Origin of the sequence: Nonomuraea sp. NPDC059007 (assembly GCF_042740555.1) — a bacterium.
GTDB lineage: Bacteria > Actinomycetota > Actinomycetes > Streptosporangiales > Streptosporangiaceae > Nonomuraea.
Window position 1 is genome coordinate 308,822 of sequence record NZ_JBHYJD010000003.1, and the last position, 16,655, is coordinate 325,476.

13 protein-coding genes are annotated in these 16,655 nt (G+C 71.9%); 4 read left to right on the top strand and 9 right to left on the bottom strand.

Annotated features, from left to right (window positions below; genetic code table 11):
* Positions 1 to 12: 12 nt before the first annotated feature.
* The 6 genes from ftsW to ACFWY5_RS06790 are packed head-to-tail and all read right to left on the bottom strand — an operon-like array spanning position 13 to position 8,571.
* A complete protein-coding gene (gene ftsW, locus ACFWY5_RS06765; protein WP_379618571.1) occupies positions 13 to 1,302 on the bottom strand; it encodes a putative lipid II flippase FtsW in 1,290 nt (429 codons plus the stop codon).
* Entirely contained in the window at positions 1,299 to 2,675 is a 1,377-nt protein-coding gene (murD, locus tag ACFWY5_RS06770) for a UDP-N-acetylmuramoyl-L-alanine--D-glutamate ligase (RefSeq protein WP_379630751.1), read from the bottom strand. Before murD ends, ftsW begins: the two co-directional genes overlap by 4 nt.
* Positions 2,672 to 3,730 carry a phospho-N-acetylmuramoyl-pentapeptide-transferase gene (gene mraY / locus ACFWY5_RS06775; RefSeq protein ID WP_184960705.1) on the bottom strand — a complete coding sequence of 353 codons (1,059 nt, stop codon included), beginning with the start codon at positions 3,728 to 3,730 and terminating at the stop codon, positions 2,672 to 2,674. The genes murD and mraY overlap by 4 nt, the downstream gene beginning before the upstream one ends.
* Positions 3,727 to 5,175 (bottom strand): UDP-N-acetylmuramoyl-tripeptide--D-alanyl-D-alanine ligase, encoded by a 1,449-nt coding sequence (gene murF, locus ACFWY5_RS06780; RefSeq protein WP_379618576.1) that lies wholly within the window; start codon positions 5,173 to 5,175, stop codon positions 3,727 to 3,729. The genes mraY and murF overlap by 4 nt, the downstream gene beginning before the upstream one ends.
* Entirely contained in the window at positions 5,172 to 6,692 is a 1,521-nt protein-coding gene (locus tag ACFWY5_RS06785) for a UDP-N-acetylmuramoyl-L-alanyl-D-glutamate--2,6-diaminopimelate ligase (protein WP_379618578.1), read from the bottom strand. The genes murF and ACFWY5_RS06785 overlap by 4 nt, the downstream gene beginning before the upstream one ends.
* Before the next feature lie 40 nt (positions 6,693 to 6,732).
* Positions 6,733 to 8,571, bottom strand: a complete 1,839-nt coding sequence (locus tag ACFWY5_RS06790) for a peptidoglycan D,D-transpeptidase FtsI family protein (RefSeq protein WP_379630752.1) — start codon at positions 8,569 to 8,571, stop codon at positions 6,733 to 6,735.
* A 195-nt stretch (positions 8,572 to 8,766) separates the two neighbouring features.
* Between ACFWY5_RS06790 and ACFWY5_RS06795 the strand changes: the two genes are divergently transcribed.
* Positions 8,767 to 9,045, top strand: a complete 279-nt coding sequence (locus ACFWY5_RS06795) for a hypothetical protein (RefSeq protein ID WP_379630753.1) — start codon at positions 8,767 to 8,769, stop codon at positions 9,043 to 9,045.
* A gap of 5 nt (positions 9,046 to 9,050) precedes the next feature.
* On the opposite strand, the gene ACFWY5_RS06800 is transcribed toward ACFWY5_RS06795, so the two are convergent.
* From ACFWY5_RS06800 to mraZ, 3 genes are all read right to left on the bottom strand, one after another.
* Positions 9,051 to 9,902 (bottom strand): hypothetical protein, encoded by an 852-nt coding sequence (locus ACFWY5_RS06800; RefSeq protein WP_379630754.1) that lies wholly within the window; start codon positions 9,900 to 9,902, stop codon positions 9,051 to 9,053.
* Positions 9,886 to 10,845, bottom strand: a complete 960-nt coding sequence (gene rsmH, locus ACFWY5_RS06805) for a 16S rRNA (cytosine(1402)-N(4))-methyltransferase RsmH (RefSeq protein ID WP_379618586.1) — start codon at positions 10,843 to 10,845, stop codon at positions 9,886 to 9,888. The genes ACFWY5_RS06800 and rsmH overlap by 17 nt, the downstream gene beginning before the upstream one ends.
* A 214-nt stretch (positions 10,846 to 11,059) precedes the next feature.
* On the bottom strand, positions 11,060 to 11,491 hold the full coding sequence (gene mraZ, locus ACFWY5_RS06810) for a division/cell wall cluster transcriptional repressor MraZ (RefSeq protein WP_379630755.1): 432 nt from the start codon (positions 11,489 to 11,491) through the stop codon (positions 11,060 to 11,062).
* Positions 11,492 to 11,900: 409 nt separating this feature from the next.
* On the opposite strand from mraZ, the gene ACFWY5_RS06815 reads away from it, so the two are divergent.
* From ACFWY5_RS06815 to ACFWY5_RS06825, 3 genes are read left to right on the top strand one after another with little or no spacing between them, the layout of a single operon-like run.
* Positions 11,901 to 12,950, top strand: a complete 1,050-nt coding sequence (locus tag ACFWY5_RS06815) for an AAA family ATPase (protein WP_379618588.1) — start codon at positions 11,901 to 11,903, stop codon at positions 12,948 to 12,950.
* The gene (locus ACFWY5_RS06820) at positions 12,947 to 14,206 is read left to right on the top strand and encodes a DUF58 domain-containing protein (protein WP_379618590.1); all 1,260 of its coding nucleotides are present in this window, start codon (positions 12,947 to 12,949) and stop codon (positions 14,204 to 14,206) included. Before ACFWY5_RS06815 ends, ACFWY5_RS06820 begins: the two co-directional genes overlap by 4 nt.
* The gene (locus tag ACFWY5_RS06825) at positions 14,203 to 16,623 is read left to right on the top strand and encodes a DUF3488 and DUF4129 domain-containing transglutaminase family protein (RefSeq protein ID WP_379630756.1); all 2,421 of its coding nucleotides are present in this window, start codon (positions 14,203 to 14,205) and stop codon (positions 16,621 to 16,623) included. Before ACFWY5_RS06820 ends, ACFWY5_RS06825 begins: the two co-directional genes overlap by 4 nt.
* Positions 16,624 to 16,655 lie beyond the last annotated feature (32 nt).

The window sequence follows — 16,655 nt, forward strand, 5'->3', positions numbered from 1 at the left end:
ATCGGTCACTCCCTAACGTCTCGCTCGGCCCCTGCTCGTTCTTCCCCCCAGGCCAAGCCAGCTTAGAGCCCGAGCGGCCGGTCCGGGGCCACGAGCGGCCAGCGCCTCGCGCGCGCCGGGTTCCTGTTTGGCGAACGACAGGAGCATCCCGAGCGCGGCCAGCGTCGGCAGCAGGGCCGAGCCGCCGTAGGAGACCAGCGGCAACGGGATGCCGGTGATCGGCAGCACGCCGATCACCGCGCCCATGTTGACGATGGCCTGGCCGCAGATCCAGGCCACGACCGCGGCGGCGGAGAGCCTGATGAACGGGTCCTTGACCCGCCCTGCCACCCGCAGCCCGGCATAGCCGAGCAGGCCGAACAGCGCGACGACGACGAGCGTGCCCATGAGGCCGAGCTCCTCGCCGAGGATGGCGAAGATGAAGTCGCTCTCGCCGTGCGGCAGCCAGCTCCACTTCTGCCGGCTGGACCCGAGCCCGAGCCCGAACCAGCCGCCGGAGCCCATCGCGATCTGCCCCTGGACGGCCTGGTACCCGGCGCCCTGCGCCTCGGCCCACGGATCGAGGAAGGCGCCGATGCGGGCCATGCGGTACGGCTCGACCTTGATCATGATGACCGCGGCCAGCACCGCCACGCCGAGGATGCCGCCGAACAGCTTCAGCGGCGCCCCCACCACCCACAGCAGCGACAGGAAGATCATCATGAGCACGAGCGTGGTGCCGAGGTCGCGCCCGAGCATGACCATGACGGCAAGGATCGCGGTGCCCGGCATCAGCGGGATGAGCATCTGCCGCCACTCGATCCGCCCGGCGCGCGCCCGGCGCGCCAGCATGTCCGCGCCCCACAGCGCCAGGCCGAGCTTGGCCGGCTCCGACGGCTGGACGGTCAGCGGGCCGATGTAGATCCACCGCTGCGCGCCCAGCTCCGAGGAGCCGATGAACAGCACCATGACCAGCGCGATGATCGACAGCACCATGAGCGGGTAGCCCGCCCAGCGGAAGAACTTGTGCGGCAGCCGCGAGCACACGTACATCAGCGGCACGCCGATCGCCGCCGACACCGTCTGCCTGATGAACCACGAGAACGGGCTGCCGGTCTTGTTCAGCGCCTCGATGCTGGAGGCCGACAGCACCATCATGAGCCCGAGGATCAGCAGCAGCGCGCTGCAGCCGATGATCAGGTAGTAGGTGGTCAGCGGCTTGCCGAGCAGCTCGCGCAGCGCGCCCATCTGCTCGCGCGCCCACACCGACGGCCCCTCGACGGCGCCGCTCTTGCGGGGCCGCTCGTCCGTGGTCGCGCTCACGTCCGCGGCTCCCGGCGCAGACCGTGCTCGTGTACGGCTCGCGCGAAGGCCTCCCCCCGCGCCGGGTAGTTGGCGAACATGTCCAGCGAGGCGCCCGCGGGCGCCAGCAACACGGTGTCCCCCGGGGAGGCGAGCGCTGCGGCTTCGGTGACGACGCGGTCCATCACCCCAGTGTCTTGGTCGGCGATGTCCACCACGGGGACATTCGGCGCGTGTCGCGACATCGCTTCGGCGATCCTGGCGCGGTCCACGCCGATCAGCACCGCCCCGCGCAGCCTCGGCGCCGCCTTGCGGACGAGGTCCTCGACGTCGGCGCCCTTGAGCTGGCCGCCGGCCACCCAGACGACCGACGGATAGGCGGCCAGGGCCGCGGCGGCGGCGTGCGGGTTGGTGGCCTTGGAGTCGTCGACGTAGTCGACCTCGGCGACCCGCTCGACGAACGACATGCGGTGCGGGTCGGGCACGAAGTCGCGCAGGCCCTGCCGTACCGCCCCGGCCGGTACGCCGTGCGCGCGGGCCAGCGCGGCGGCGGCCAGGGCGTTGGCCACGTTGTGCGGTGCGAACGGGCGTACGTCGGCCAGGTTCGCGAGCTCCTCGGCGGCGTGCACGGGATCGGGGCAGAAGGCCCGGTCGACGATGAGGTCCTCCACCACGCCGATCTCGCCCGCCCTCGGCACCCGCAGCGTGAACCCCACCGCGCGCCGGTACGGCGCCGCCAGCTCCGCCGCGATCGGGTCGTCGGCGTTGTAGACCACGGTCGCCGCCCGCTCGAAGATCCTGGCCTTGGCGGCGGCGTACTCCTCCAGGGAGCCGTGCCAGTCGAGGTGGTCGGGGGCGATGTTGAGCAGCGCGGCCGCCTCGGGCGCCAGCGAGCCCGACCAGTGCATCTGGAAGCTGGACAGCTCCACGGCCAGCACGTCGTACGGCTCGGCGACGGCCTCCACGACCGGCACGCCGACGTTCCCGACGGCCAGCGCCTTCTCCCCCGCCGCCAGCAGCATCGAGGTGAGCATGCGCACGGCGGTGGTCTTGCCGTTGGTGCCGGTCAGGGCCAGCCAGGGGGCCGCCTGCTCCGGGCGCAGCCGCCAGGCCAGCTCGACCTCGCCCACGACCTCGACCCCGGCCGCGAGCGCGGCGGCGATCAGCGGGTGGTGGGGCGCCCAGCCGGTGGTGACCAGCCGGGTGGTCTCCCCGGGCAGTTCCATGGGGCCGAAGCGCACCTCGACGCCCAGGCGGGCCAGTTCGGCCGCGACGAGCCGCTGGCGCTCCTCCTCGACCGCCTCCAGGACCAAGACCCGCTCGCCCCGCTCGGCCAGCACCCGGGCGGCGGCCGTACCGGAGACTCCGAGCCCCGCGACACACGTCAACGTCATGGGCGCGGCATCCACTCCACGTAGAACAGTCCGAGTCCGACGGCCGCGCACAACCCGGCGATCAGCCAGAAGCGGACCACGATCGTGGTCTCCGCCCAGCCCTTCAGCTCGAAGTGGTGCTGCAGCGGCGCCATGCGGAAGACCCGTTTACCGGTCATCTTGAAGAACCCGACCTGGATGATCACCGACATCGTGATGATCACGCAGAGCCCGGCCAGGATGATCAGCAGGAGCTGGGTGCGGGTGGCGATCGCCAGACCGGCCAGCACGCCGCCCAGCGCCAGCGACCCGGTGTCGCCCATGAAGATCTTGGCGGGCGGGGCGTTCCACCACAGGAACCCGATCAGCGAGCCCAGCACCGCCGCCGCCACCACCGCCAGGTCGAGCGGGTCGCGCACCCAGTAACAGTTGGGCCCGAGCTGGTCGATGCAGTTGTTGCGCAGCTGCCAGTTGCCGATCAGCACGTACGCGCCCAGCACCACGGCGGTCGCGCCGCTGGCCAGGCCGTCGAGGCCGTCGGTGAGGTTCACCGCGTTGGAGAACCCGACGATCATGATGAGCACCCAGATGGTGAACCCGACCAGGCCGATCGACGGCCCGAAGTCGCGCAGGAACGACAGCCGGGTCTCGGCGGGCGTGATGCCGTACACGTTGGCCTGCTGGGTCACCAGCACCGCGAAGACGGCGCCGACGATCAGCTGGCCCAGCGCCTTGGCGCCCGAGCGCAGGCCGAGGCTGCGCTGCTTGTAGATCTTGATGAAGTCGTCGAGGAAGCCGACCGCGCCGAGCCCGGTCATCAGGAACAGCACCAGCAGGCCCGAGATCGTCGGCGACTCGAACGTGACCAGGTGCGAGGCGCCGTAGGCCAGCAGCGAGGCCAGCACGAACACCACGCCGCCCATCGTGGGCGTGCCCTTCTTGCTCAGGTGCGCCTGGACGCCGTCCTCGCGGACCTCCTGTCCGTAGCCCCGCCTGGCGAACAGGCGGATCGCGAGGGGGGTGCCGAGCATCGACAGGATCAATCCCACCGCGCCGGCGATGATGATGTTGGTCACCGCGCGCTCCCGAGTACACGCTCGGCCGTGCGTTCGAGCCCCATCGCCCGCGGGCCCTTGACCAGCACCACGTCACCGGGAAGCAGCCACGACGCGAGCTCCCGCGCCGCCGCCTCCGCGTCGGCCACGTGCACGATCCGCGTGCCCTGCTGTGGGTACGGCCCCGCCGGCGGCGCGCCCGGTGGCGGCGCCCCCTGGGCCGCGGCCACCTGGCTGGAGGCGGCGAAGGCACCCTCCAGCACCGGCCCGGCGTCGGGCCCCGCCACGATCAGCCCGGCCAGCCCGGCACTTCCCGCCAGGCGGCCCAGCTCCTCGTTGAGCGTGGCGCTCTCCTCGCCGAGCTCGCGCAGCGCGGCGATGACGGCGAAGCGGCGCCGCCCGGCGCCGACCACGCCGAGCGCCTCGAAGGCGGCCCGCATGGAGTCGGGGTTGGCGTTGTAGGCGTCGTTGATGACGGTCACGCCGTCGTGGCGGTCGGTGACCTCCATGCGCCAGCGGCTGCGGGGCTCGGCCTCCGACAGTTCCTCGGCGATCGTGGCCACCGGCAGCCCGAGCTCGTAGCCCGCCGCCGCGGCGGCCAGGGCGTTGTCGACGGCGTGCTCGCCGTACAGCCGCAGCCGCACGTAGGCGACGCCGGACGGCGTGCGCAGCCGGAAGGAGGCGCGGCCACGCTCGTCGACGGTCACCTCCTCGGCGCGGATGGCGGCCTCCTCGCCGCGGCCGAAGAACGTGACGCGGGCGTCGGTGCGCCCGGCCATGTCGCGCACCAGCGGGTCGTCGGAGTTGAGCACGGCCACGCCGGTGGCGGGCAGCGCCTCGACCAGTTCGCCCTTGGCCTTGGCGATGGCGTCCTTGCCGCCGAAGACGCCGAGGTGGGCGGTGCCGACGTTCAGCACCACGCCGATGCTCGGCGGCGCGATGGCGGCCAGGTGGGCGATGTGCCCGGCGTCGCGGGCGCTCAGCTCCAGCACCAGGAAGCGGGTGTCGAGGTCGGCCTTCAGGACGGTCAGCGGGTGGCCGATCTCGTTGTTGAACGAGCCGACCGGCGCGATCGTCGGCCCGATGCGGCCGGTCAGGCGGGCCAGCAGGTCCTTGGTGGTGGTCTTGCCGGCCGAGCCGGTCACGCCGAGCACGGTCGCCTGCGGCAGCGAGCCGGCCACCGCGGTGGCCAGGGCCGCCAGGGCCGCGGCCACGTCGGGGACGATCACCGTGGGCGCCTCGACCGGACGGCTGGCCAGCACGGCCACCGCGCCCGCGCGCACCGCCTGGACGGCGTACTCGTGCCCGTCGACGTTGGCGCCCCGGAAGGCGGCGAACAACGATCCCGGCTCGACCTGCCGCGAGTCGATCACGACGGGGCCGCGCACCACGGCCCGAGGGTCGGCCATGCCCGACAGAGCGCCCGAGGTGAGCTCGGCGATCCTGGCCAGTGGCAACGGGATCATTGGTAAACCTTCCTGTGGATCGCTTCGGCGACCACCTCGCGGTCGTCGAAGGGGATCACTTCGCCTGAGATGTACTGGCCCTGCTCGTGGCCCTTGCCCGCCACGACGATCACGTCGCCGCGCCCGGCCCGGCGTACTGCCAGGTCGATCGCCGCCGCGCGGTCGGGCTCAATGATCACATGAGCGCGCTCATGCCGGGGAACGCCGAGTGCCCCCTCCATCATCGCGGCAAGGATATGGAGAGGATCCTCTGTGCGTGGATTGTCGCTGGTGAAAATGGCCACATCCGCGAGGCGCGCCGCAGCTTCTCCCATCATGGGCCTTTTGCCCCTATCGCGGTCGCCGCCGCAGCCGAGCACGATGGTGAGCCTGCCAGAAGTCACCTGGCGCAGCGAATTGAGCACCGACTCGACGGCGCCGGGCTTGTGGGAGTAGTCGACCACGGCCTGGAAGTCGTCCTCGGACGTCGTCACCCGCTCCATACGGCCGGGAACGCCCTTCAGCGTGCCCACGCCGTGCACCGCGGCCTGCAGCGGCACACCCGCCTCCACGAGCGTCACGATCGCGCCCAGCGCGTTGGCGACGTTGAACGAGCCCGGCAGCGCCACCTGGGCGTCGGCCTCGACGCCGCCGGGGCCCACGACGCGGAAGGAGCTGCCGTCGGCGCCCAGCCGTACGTCGAGCGCCCGCCAGTCGGCCTCCGGGTCACCCGTGGGCGAGAACGTCGTCATCGGGATCTTGGCCACCGTCAGGAGCTCGCGCCCGTGGGGGTCGTCCAGGTTCGTCACGCCGGCCCGGCTCAGCTCCGGCTGGAACAGCCTGACCTTCGTGGCGAAGTAGTCGTCCAGGTCGCGGTGGAAGTCGAGATGGTCCTGCGACAGGTTCGTGAACAGGGCCACGTCGTAGAAGATCCCGTCGATGCGGCCCAGCGCCAGCGCGTGGCTGGAGACCTCCATCACCGCCGAGGAGACGCCCTGCTCGCGCATGAACGCGAACAGCCCGTGCAGCTCCGAGGCCTCCGGCGTGGTCAGCCGCGACTCGAAGCGCACCTCGCCCGCCCGGATCTCCACGCCGCCGATCAGGCCCGTCGTGTGGCCGGCGGCGCGCAGCCCGGCCTCCAGCAGGAACGTGGTCGTGGACTTGCCGCTGGTGCCGGTCACGCCGATGACCGACAGGTCGTGGGACGGCTGGCCGTACACCCAGGAGGAGATCTGCCCGAGCAGGGCGCGAGGTTCCGGCACGACCAGCACCGGCAGCCCGGTCGCGACCGCGGCGTCGCGGCCGGCCGGATCGGTGAGGACGGCGACCGCGCCGTTGGCCATGGCCTCGGCGGCGAAGCTCGCCCCGTGGGCGTGGCTGCCGGGAAGCGCGACGTAGAGGTCTCCGCGCCGCACCTGGCGGGAGTCGATGGTGACGCCGGTGATCGCGGCATGCGGCGAACGCGCCGTGCCGGAATCGGCGTCGAGCATGGTGGCCAGGCCGGTCAGCGGGCGCGGCGGGCTGGTCGTGGGACGCATAGACGACGGGGGACGCACGGCGAGAGCGTACCTTCCCCGGTCACTGTCCGGCGCTCAACCGCACCGGAGGCGCGGTCGAGCTTGTGGGCGGGATCTTCCTGCTCTTGATGGCGAACGTCATCACCTGCTTGAACACGGGGGCCGCGAGCTGCCCGCCGAAGTGGCCCTTCTGCGGGTTCTGCAGCACCGACAGCACCACCAGGCGGGGTGCGTCGGCGGGCGCGAAGCCCACGAAGGATGCGGTGTAGCCGTCGTAACGGCCCAGCTTCGGATCGTAGCGGTTCGCGGTACCGGTCTTGCCGGCCACGCGGTATCCGGGGATGGCCGCCAGGCCGCCGGTGCCCTCCTCGCTGGCCGCGCTCTCCAGCATCGCGGTGATCTCCGTCGCCGTCCGTTCGCTGACCACCCTGGTCTGCTTGCCGGCGGCGGCCGCTTTGAACCTGCCGTCCTCGCCGGTGGTGCCGGCGACGATCTGCGGGGGCACCCTGACGCCGCCGTTGGCGATCGTCTGGTACACGCTGGCCATCTGCAGGGCCGTGACCGAGACGCCCTGTCCGTAGGCGATCGTGCAGCTCTGGCTGCCCGACCAGGACTTGTAGTCGGGTAGCAGCCCGGCCTCCTCGCCCGGCACGCCGCCGCCCGGCTTGGCGCCGAACCCGAAGGACTTCAGCATGCCGTGCAGCCGCTGCGAGCCCACCTTGCGGGCGGCCATGATCGTGGCGACGTTGCTGGACTTGGCGATCGCCGTCTGGAACGTCATCGTCTCCGGTGGGTGCGGCTCGGCGTCGCGCAGCGTGCGGTCGTAGCAGCGGATGTTGTCCTTGACGCGGAAGCTCGTCGTCGGCCTGACCGCGCCGCTCTCCAGCGCCGCCGCCGCGGTGATCACCTTGTTGGTGCTGCCCGGCTCGAACACGTCGGCCGCCGCCCGGTTGATGTAGTTCTCCTGGGGGGCCTGACGCCAGTTGTTCAGGTCGAGCTCGGGGGCGTTGGCCATGGCGACGATCTGCGCGGTCTTCACGTCCATGACGATGACCGTGCCGCTCTCCGCGCCCACTGCCTTGACCTGCTCGGCGATCGACTTCTGGGCCGCCCACTGGATGTCGCGGTCGATCGTCAGCCGCACGTCGCTGCCCTCCAGGGGCGCCTGGCGCTGGCTGTGGGTCATCGGGATGCGCTGGCCGTCGCGGCCCTGCTCCACCCGCTGCTTGCCGTCGCGGCCGGCCAGGAGCGAGTTCTTGGCCTCCTCCAGGCCGCCCAGGCCGGTGCCGTCCACGCCCACGAAGCCCACCAGCGTGCCGGCCAGGTCGCCGGCCGGGTAGATGCGCTTGTACTGCTTCTTCGCGGTCAACGCCGGGATCTGCGCCTTGAGCAGGCGGCTCGCCACGACCGGGTCGACGTCCTTGGCCAGGAGCTGGTACTGGGTGGTGTCCTTGGCGAGCTTGCCGGCGATCTCCTGCTGGGACTTGCCGAGCTCGGCCGCCAGGACGTTGGCCACCTTGGCGCGTACGCTCGGGTGCACCTTCGACGGGTCGATCGCCACCTCGCGGGCCTCGACGGTCATGGCCAGGGCGTGGCCGTTGACGTCGGTGATCGAGCCGCGCTTGGCGGGGATGACCTCGGTGATCATGCGCTGGCCCACGGCCTTGGCCTCGTAGATCTTGGAGTCGAGCCCCTGCATCTGGATCAGGCGGCCGGCGAAGATCGACAGGATGAACGTCATGACGATCATGCCGATGTTGATGCGGCGGCGCGGGTTGCCCAGCCTGAGCACCAGCGGCGGCCTGGGCGGCCGCGGCGGAATCGGCGGCCTGCGCGGCGGCATGCCGCCCCTGCGGGCGCCGCGCTCCGGGTCGGCGGGCCCGCCACGCGGTCGCGGCACCTCACCCCTGGGCCGTCCTCCGTCGGCGCCGGGCCTGACGGGCCGTGTCCGCGGGTCACGCGCCTCGCGCTCGTCCCGCCCGTCGGGCCTGCCCGGCCGCTGCCGGGTCTCGCGCGCACCGTCCTGAGCGCCCCGCCGTTCGCGGGAAACACGCCCTTCCTGAGACGTGCGGCCCTCTTGAGACGTGCGGCCCTCTTGAGAGGTACGGCCCCGCGGCTCCTGGGGCGAGCGCTCGCCCTCCTGGGAGGTGCGGCGGCGTGGACGCTCGTCCTGCTGCCCGTCGCCGGTCTCGGGGCGGCGGCGGTCGTCGGTGAAAGGCAGGTCGAACGGGTCGTCGCCCGCCGCCGGTCGCCCGGTCCTGCCGGTCCGCCCGGTGCCGCCCGTGCCCCGGGGCGTACGCCGAGCGGCGCCGGGCCCTCCTTGAGCGCCGGCGCCGCCTGGTCCGCGACCGGGTCCCTGCCCGCGGCCGCCTGAGTCCCTCACCGGTTCGCGCCGCCCACCTTGCTGGAATCCTCGCTGGCGGGGGTGATGACGTTGGGGTCCTTCCAGTCGGGCTGGAGGTGCTGCCGCTCACCGGCCTCGGCGATCTGGCTCGGCTGCTTGCGGCGCTCGTTGTCCACCCCGAGCTGCTGGTTACCGAGCTCAAGCTGGGCGATCTCGGACTTCAGGTTGCCCGCGCGGATGGAGTCCTGCGCCAGCACGGTGTTGAGCAGCAGCAGACTGACCAGCCCGCCGCCGAGCAGCCCGAGCACCAGCACGATGAACGGACCGCGCTGCCGCCGCGCCGGGCCGCGCCGCGCGCTCGCCGGCCGCCGCGCCCCCTGGGGCCGCACCGACCGCCCGCGTGTCCGCGCAGCGACGCCGGGCTCACCCTCGGCCTGCGGCGAACCAGCGGACCGCCCATCGCGAAGCTCGTCACCCTGACGCGTCCGCAGCGCCCCGGCACGCTCGCCGGCACCATCCTCCGCACGCCGCGTGGTGACACGCTCGCCGCCGTCGGCACGCCGCGTGGCGGCACGCCCGTCACGGTCGGCGCCGCGTGCCGGGGTGCGGTCGTCGGTGTCCTCGGCGCGGCGGGCGCGGCCGGTCGGGCCGCGGCGGGCGCGGGTGGCGGCGGTGCGCTCGTCGCGGGGCTCGGCGCCCTGGCGGGGCCGTGCCGCGCCGGTACGCTCGTCGCGGGCCTCGTCGGCATGGTCAAGGGTGGAGGCGGCGGGACGCGGGGGCGGGACGGGCTTGTTCGCCGAACCGGACCTGCCGGCGCCACTCTTCGGCGTGCCGGCGCCGCGTGCGGGCGCGCTCCTCCTGATCTCCTGCTCAGTCCTCGTCGTCAACACGGATCCTCTCTGCCGCCCTCAGCCGGGCCGAGGTCGCCCGCGGGTTGCGGGTGACCTCTTCTTCACTTGGGAGCTCCGCTCCCCTCGTCAGCAGGCGGAACCTCGGCTGGTGTGCCGGGAGCGGGACGGGCAGCCCGTGCGGGCTGGTGTCCCTGGTTCGCGCCGTGAGGACCTGCTTGGCCAGCCGGTCCTCCAGGGAGTGGTAGGCGAGCACGACGACTCGCCCACCCAGCACCAGCGCGTCGAGGGCGGCGGGCAGCGCCGCCTCCAGGGCGGCGAGTTCCGCGTTCACCTCGATGCGCAGCGCTTGAAAAGTCCTCTTGGCGGGGTTTCCCCCTGTGCGCCGGGTAGCGGCAGGAATCGCCTCTCGGACGATGTCGGCAAGCCGCTTAGTCGACGTTATGGCCTCCTTGGCCCTTTCCTTGATGATTAGGCCTGCGACACGCGGTGCGAACCGTTCCTCTCCGTAATCACGAAGGATGCGGGTTAGCTCCCCAGCCGAGTAGGTATTGACCACCTTCTCCGCCGTGAGGTCCTGGCTCGTGTCCATCCGCATGTCGAGCGGAGCGTCGTAGGAATAGGCGAACCCGCGCTCGGCCTCGTCGAGCTGAGGCGAGGAGACGCCCAGGTCGAACAGCACTCCGTCGACCTTCTCACGGCCCAGCCGCGCGAGCACGGAGGCCAGCTCGTCCGATGTCGCGTGGACGAGCGAGATCCGCTCTGCGTACGGCGCGAGCCGCCGCGTGGAGAACTCGATCGCGAACGGGTCGCGGTCGATCCCGATCACGTGCAGTGAAGGGTGGGCGGCGAGCAGGGCTTCCGTATGGCCACCGAGGCCGAGGTTGGCGTCGACGACAACGGGGTGCGCACCGGCCAACGCCGGCGCCAGCAACTCCAGAACGCGCTCGAGCATCACCGGAACGTGAGCGCTCTCTGCCATCTCTCCACCCCCCCTCTCGCGTCCTTGCTCGCGGATGACGCGACGGCCGATCCTTCCAAAGGTCCCCACCCGGTGCCCGTCCGGCCAGGTCCCCATCCGCATCCTCTTCGAGATACCGGTACATCTGACACCGGGGAAGGTGCATCAGCTGCCGGACAGTGGTTGCGGGTGGAGACCTCGCCGAACGACCACACCGTCGAATCGACCGTGACGATTACAGAATCCCTGGCAGCACCTCCTCCGAGAGATCGGCGAAGGCCTGCTCCTGTGCGTTGAGATAGGTCTCCCAGGCCTGCGCGTCCCAGATCTCCAGGCGGGTGTTGGCCCCGATGACCACGCAGTCACGTTCCAGGCCCGCGTACGTGCGCAGGCCCTGCGGGATCGTGATGCGTCCCTGCTTGTCCGGAGTCTCGTCGGACGCGCTGGCGAAGAAGACACGGCTGTAGTCACGCACCGCCTTGGCGGTGACCGGGGCGGTGCTGAGAGCCTCGGTAATGCGCTGGAACTCCTCCACCGGAAAGACGTAGAGGCATCGCTCCTGGCCTTTGGTAATCACAAGACCCTCCGCCAGCTCCTCACGGTACTTAGCCGGCAGGAACAGCCGTCCCTTGTCGTCGAGACGCGGCCGATGGGTGCCGAGGAACATCGGCCCCACCTCCCGTGCCTCATGAAGCGCCTAGCGCTGGTGCACCGGCCCTCCACTGCGCACCACCATACTCCACTTCTCCCCACCGTCAACTGATTACAACCCAGGTCGCCGCCTATACGTCTTGCAAAACCCCAGGTCAGAGCGATGGTGCTCGGTGGAGCGGGCTGGGCGGCCGGTCAACCCTCATGGGCGTGTCGAGAGTTGAAACGCCCCACGGAATGGGGCCTGGAGGGGTCCCGCGGGGGCAGTGGTGGAGGAAAGTGGAGCGCTTCGCGCCACCGACTGTCACGGGATTCGCACCGCGACGGGACAAGAACACGAAGGTTCCTTCGAACACTGTCAGGACTGGAGGAATACCGACAAATGTCGCTCAAGAACCCCCAGCGTCGTAGGGTCGGTACACACAATGGAAAAGGAATGGCATGGCTCCCGCCAACGCACGCTCCAGCGGGACAGCCGTCGCACTTCTCATGGAGGCCTGGTGGCAGTAACCCATGATGTCCCTCAGCGGCTGGAAGAGCTCGTGTCCACCGCGCACCGGATTCGGCAGGCCATCGAGTCGGTGATCGAGGGCAAGAGCGACGCCGTCCGCCTCACCCTGACGGTGCTGCTCGCCGAGGGGCACCTGCTCATCGAGGACGTGCCCGGAGTCGGCAAGACCATGCTCGCCAAAGCCCTGGCGCGCTCCATCGACTGCCCGGTGCGCCGCGTGCAGTTCACGCCCGACCTGCTGCCCAGCGACATCACCGGCGTCAGCGCCTACAACCAGCAGACGCGCGAGTTCGAGTTCAAGCCCGGTCCCGTCTTCGCCAACATCGTGGTCGGCGACGAGATCAACCGCGCCTCCCCCAAGACGCAGTCCGCCCTCCTCGAGTGCATGGAGGAGCACCAGGTGACGGTCGACGGCGTGACGTACCACCTTGAGTCGCCCTTCATGGTCATCGCCACGCAGAACCCGATCGAGATGGAGGGCACCTACCCCCTCCCCGAGGCCCAGCGCGACCGCTTCACCGCCCGCGTGGCGATGGGCTACCCCGAGCCGGCCGCCGAGCTGGAGATGCTCGACGTGCACGGCGGCACCCCTCCGCTGGACAAGCTGGAGCCCGTGGCCACCACCGCCGAGGTGCGGGCGCTGATCGAGGCCGTGCGCGGCGTGTACGTCTCGCAGCCGGTCAAGAAGTACGCCATCGACCTGGCGGTCGCCACCCGCCACTCCCCCGACCTGCGGCTGGGCGCCTCCCCGCGCTCCACGCTGCAGCTCGTACGCGCCGCCCGCGCCCACGCGGCCCTGTCCGGACGCGACTACGTCATCCCCGACGACCTCCAGGACCTGGCCGTGCCGGTCCTGGCCCACCGGCTGCTGCCCAGCGTCGAGGCGCAGGGCCAGCGCCGCCTGCCCGAGCAGGTCGTGGGCGATCTGGTCAGGAGGGTGCCCGTACCGGAGACCCGGGCGTGAGAACGGGACTGCGCGCACTGACCGCGCGCGGCAGGTCGTTCCTCGCCGCGGGGCTGGCGGCGTTGCTCATGGCCCTGTTGCTCGGTGAGCACGACCTGCTGCGCATCGGCGTGCTGGTGACGGCGCTGCCGCTGCTGGCCGCGATGGTGGTGGCGCGCACCCGGTACCGGCTCAGCTGCGCCCGCCGCCTGTCGCCCTCGCGGGCCGAGGTCGGCGGCGAGGCCACCGTGACGCTGCGGCTGGAGAACGTCACCCGGCTGCCCACCGGACTGCTGCTGATCGAGGACACCGTCCCGTACGCCCTGGGCGTACGCCCGCGCTTCGTCCTGGACCGGGTGGAGGCCAAGGGCATCAGGGAGATCGACTACCGGGTCCGCTCCGACCTGCGCGGCCGGTTCACCATCGGGCCGCTGTCGGTGCGCATCGCCGACCCGTTCGGGCTGGTGGAACTGGCCCGCGCCTTCACCATCAGCGACACGCTCGTGGTGACGCCGCAGGTCGTGGCGCTGCCCCACGTACGCCTGTCGGGCGAGTGGACCGGCGGCGGCGACAGCCGTACCAGGAGTGTGGCCGCGGCGGGCGACGACGACGTGGCGCCGCGCGAGTACCGGCAGGGCGACGACCTGCGGCGCGTGCACTGGCGCTCCACCGCCCGCCACGGCGAGCTGATGGTGCGGCGCGAGGAGCAGCAGTGGCAGAGCCGCGGCGCGCTCCTGCTGGACACCCGGCGCTCGGCGCACCGCGGCGAGGGCCCGCGCTCGTCGTTCGAGGTGGCGGTCTCGGCCGCGGCCTCCATCGGCGTGCACCTGGCGCACGAGGGGCTCGGCCTGCGGCTGGTCACCGACCAGGGCGCCGAGCACCTGACCGACAGCGGGCTGAGCTGGTCGCTGCTCGACACCCTCGCGATGGTCCGCAACAGCCCGGCGCGCTCGCTGGAGATCGGCGTCTCGGCGCTGCGGCAGGGCAGCGGCGACGGCCTGGTCGTCGCCGTGCTCGGCGCCATGGACCCGGAGGAGGCCCGCGACCTGGCCAGGATCAGGCACAGCGGCATCACCGGCGTGGCCGTCCTGCTCGACGTCGACACCTGGGACGCCGCCCAGCCGAACACCTCGGAGAGCTACCTGGCCGTCCAGACCGTCCTCGCCGGGTACGGCTGGCGCACCGTCAGGCTCCCGGCCGGCACGTCCATCGCCTCGGTGTGGCAGGACGCCGCCAGCCGGGGCCGCTTCGCCGTCCATCCCGGAGGTGCGGCATGAGGCTGTCCGTCGCCGCGGCCGTCGCCACGTTCTGCGCGGCCATCCTGCTGCACCCGTTGTTCGAGGGCGGCGCCTGGTTCTGGGGTTCGCTGGGCGCGGTCCTGACCATCCTGGTCGCCAGCGCGATCAGCGGCCGGCTGTCGCTGCCCACGTGGGCGGCGGCGCTGGTCAGCCTGGCCACGCTCGGCGTCTACCTGACCGCCTCGTTCGCCGGTGACAAGGCGTGGGCGCTGTTCGTACCCACGAAGGGCTCGGCGGCCGAGCTGCTGAAGCTGCTGGCCACCGGCTGGGACGACATCCAGCGCTTCGCCGCGCCGGTGCCCGGTGACAACCCGGGGATCGCGCTGCTGACCACCGGCGGCGTGGGGATCATCGCGATCGCGGTGGACCTGCTGGCCGCCCGGATGCGGCGGGCGGCCCTGGCCGGGCTGCCGATGCTGGCGCTGGCGACCGTTCCCGCGACGATCCTGCTGGAGCCGATCGCCTGGTGGGCGTTCATCATCGCCGCGCTCGGCTTCACCGGCCTGCTGATCGCCGACGGCCGCGAGCGGGTCGGGCACTGGGGCCGGGCGGTCCTGGTACGCAGGACCCGCGCGGCCACCACCCCGTCGCCGGGCGAGAGCGCGGACACGCGGGGGCTGCGGCTGTCGGGCAAGCGGATCGGGTTCGCCGCGATCGCGATCGCCGTGGTGGTGCCGGCGTTCCTGCCGCCGCTGGAGCCGGTGTCGTTCTTCAGCTTCGGCGTGGGCGGCCAGGGCACCGGGGGCAGGGGGAACATGATCCAGATCCCCAACCCGGTCACGAACATGAAGGGCCAGCTGACGCTTCCCGAGAAGCGGACCGTGCTGACCTACACCAACAACGACGACGTCCCGCGTTACCTGCGGATCTACTCGCTGGACACCTTCGACGGCGACCAGTTCGGCCTGACCAAGCCGAAGGGCGCGGCGGAGAACCGCACCGACGCCGGCCCGCTGCCGCCTCCTCCGGGGCTGGGCGGCGGCGTCGAGACCGTGAACGCGGTGACCGACATCAAGATCAGCGAAGAGGTCGAGAACCTGGCGTTCCTGCCGCTGCCGTACCCGCCGCGCGAGGTGCGGGCGGACGGCGACTGGCGGGCGGACGTGAGCACGCTCATGGTCTTCTCCACCCGCGACAGCGCCTCCGGCCTGGAGTACCAGGTGGCGACGAGCGAGCCGAAGCCGACGCCCGACCAGTTGCGCGCGCTCCAGCGGCCACAGCAGCCCAACGTCGAGGCGCGCTACCTGCGGCTGCCGGAGGACTTCCCCTCCGACCTGCGCGACCTGGCCTATGAGCAGACCAAGGGCGCCGAGACGCAGTACGACGCGGCGCTGAAGCTGCAGGAGTTCTTCACCAAGACCGGCAACTTCACCTACGACCTGCGCACGCAGGGCAGCAGCACCTCGGCGCTGCGCGACTTCCTGCTGAGCAGCAAGGTCGGGTACTGCGAGCAGTTCGCCAGCGCGATGGCGGTGCTGGCCAGGGCGATCGGCATCCCGGCCCGGGTCGCGATCGGCTACACCGGCGGCGACAAGACCGGCGACCTGTGGACGGTCGGCACCGACGACTCCCACTCCTGGCCGGAGCTCTACTTCGAGGGCGTCGGCTGGCTGCCGTTCGAGCCGACGCCGGCGGGTTCCGCCGGTCAGGGCAGCGCGCGGGTCCCGGAGTACGCCCGCCCGCAGCCGACGCCGGCCACGACCTCCTCCAGCCCGACGCCCGGCGCCACCGCGCAGGGCGAGGAGCTGCCGCCCGGTCAGCAGCCCGGCCGCAACCCGCGCGAGATCGACGACCGCGAGGCCAGGCTCGGCGGCAACGGCCTGCCGGCGGAGGAGCCGACGCCGCTGATCGCCAAGATCGGCATCGGGGTCGCGATCCTGCTGCTGATCCTGCTCATCCCGGCGGCGATCCGGCAGATCACCCGCAGCCGCCGGGTGCGCGCGCTCGGCTGGAAGGTCTCCGCGCCCTCCGACGAGCTTACCGCGCGCGTGATCGCGGGCAGCCACCCGTCGGTGGCCGCCGCGTGGGCGGAGCTGGACGACATCCTGTACGACTACGGCATGGCCCGCGAGCCCAGCGAGACGCCACGGGCGCTGGCCCGGCGGCTGACGCAGCGCTACGAGTTCGACGCCGAGTCGGCGGCGGCCATGACCTCGATCGCCGCGACGGTCGAGCGGGTGCTGTTCGCGCGCGACCCGGGCGTGGTCGGACCGCTGGGCAAGGACCTGCGCAAGGTACGGCGGGCCCTGGCGGCCACGCTCTCGCGGGGACGGCGGATCAGGGCGGCGCTGCTGCCCCCGTCGACGCTGCGCAGGCTGCGGTCCATGGGCGAGGGCGTGCTGGACGGCTTCGACCGCCTGGAGAACCTCAGGTTCAGGAGAAGCGCGACCAGGTAGATCGGATGAAGGAAGGTGGCTTGCCCGGTTCC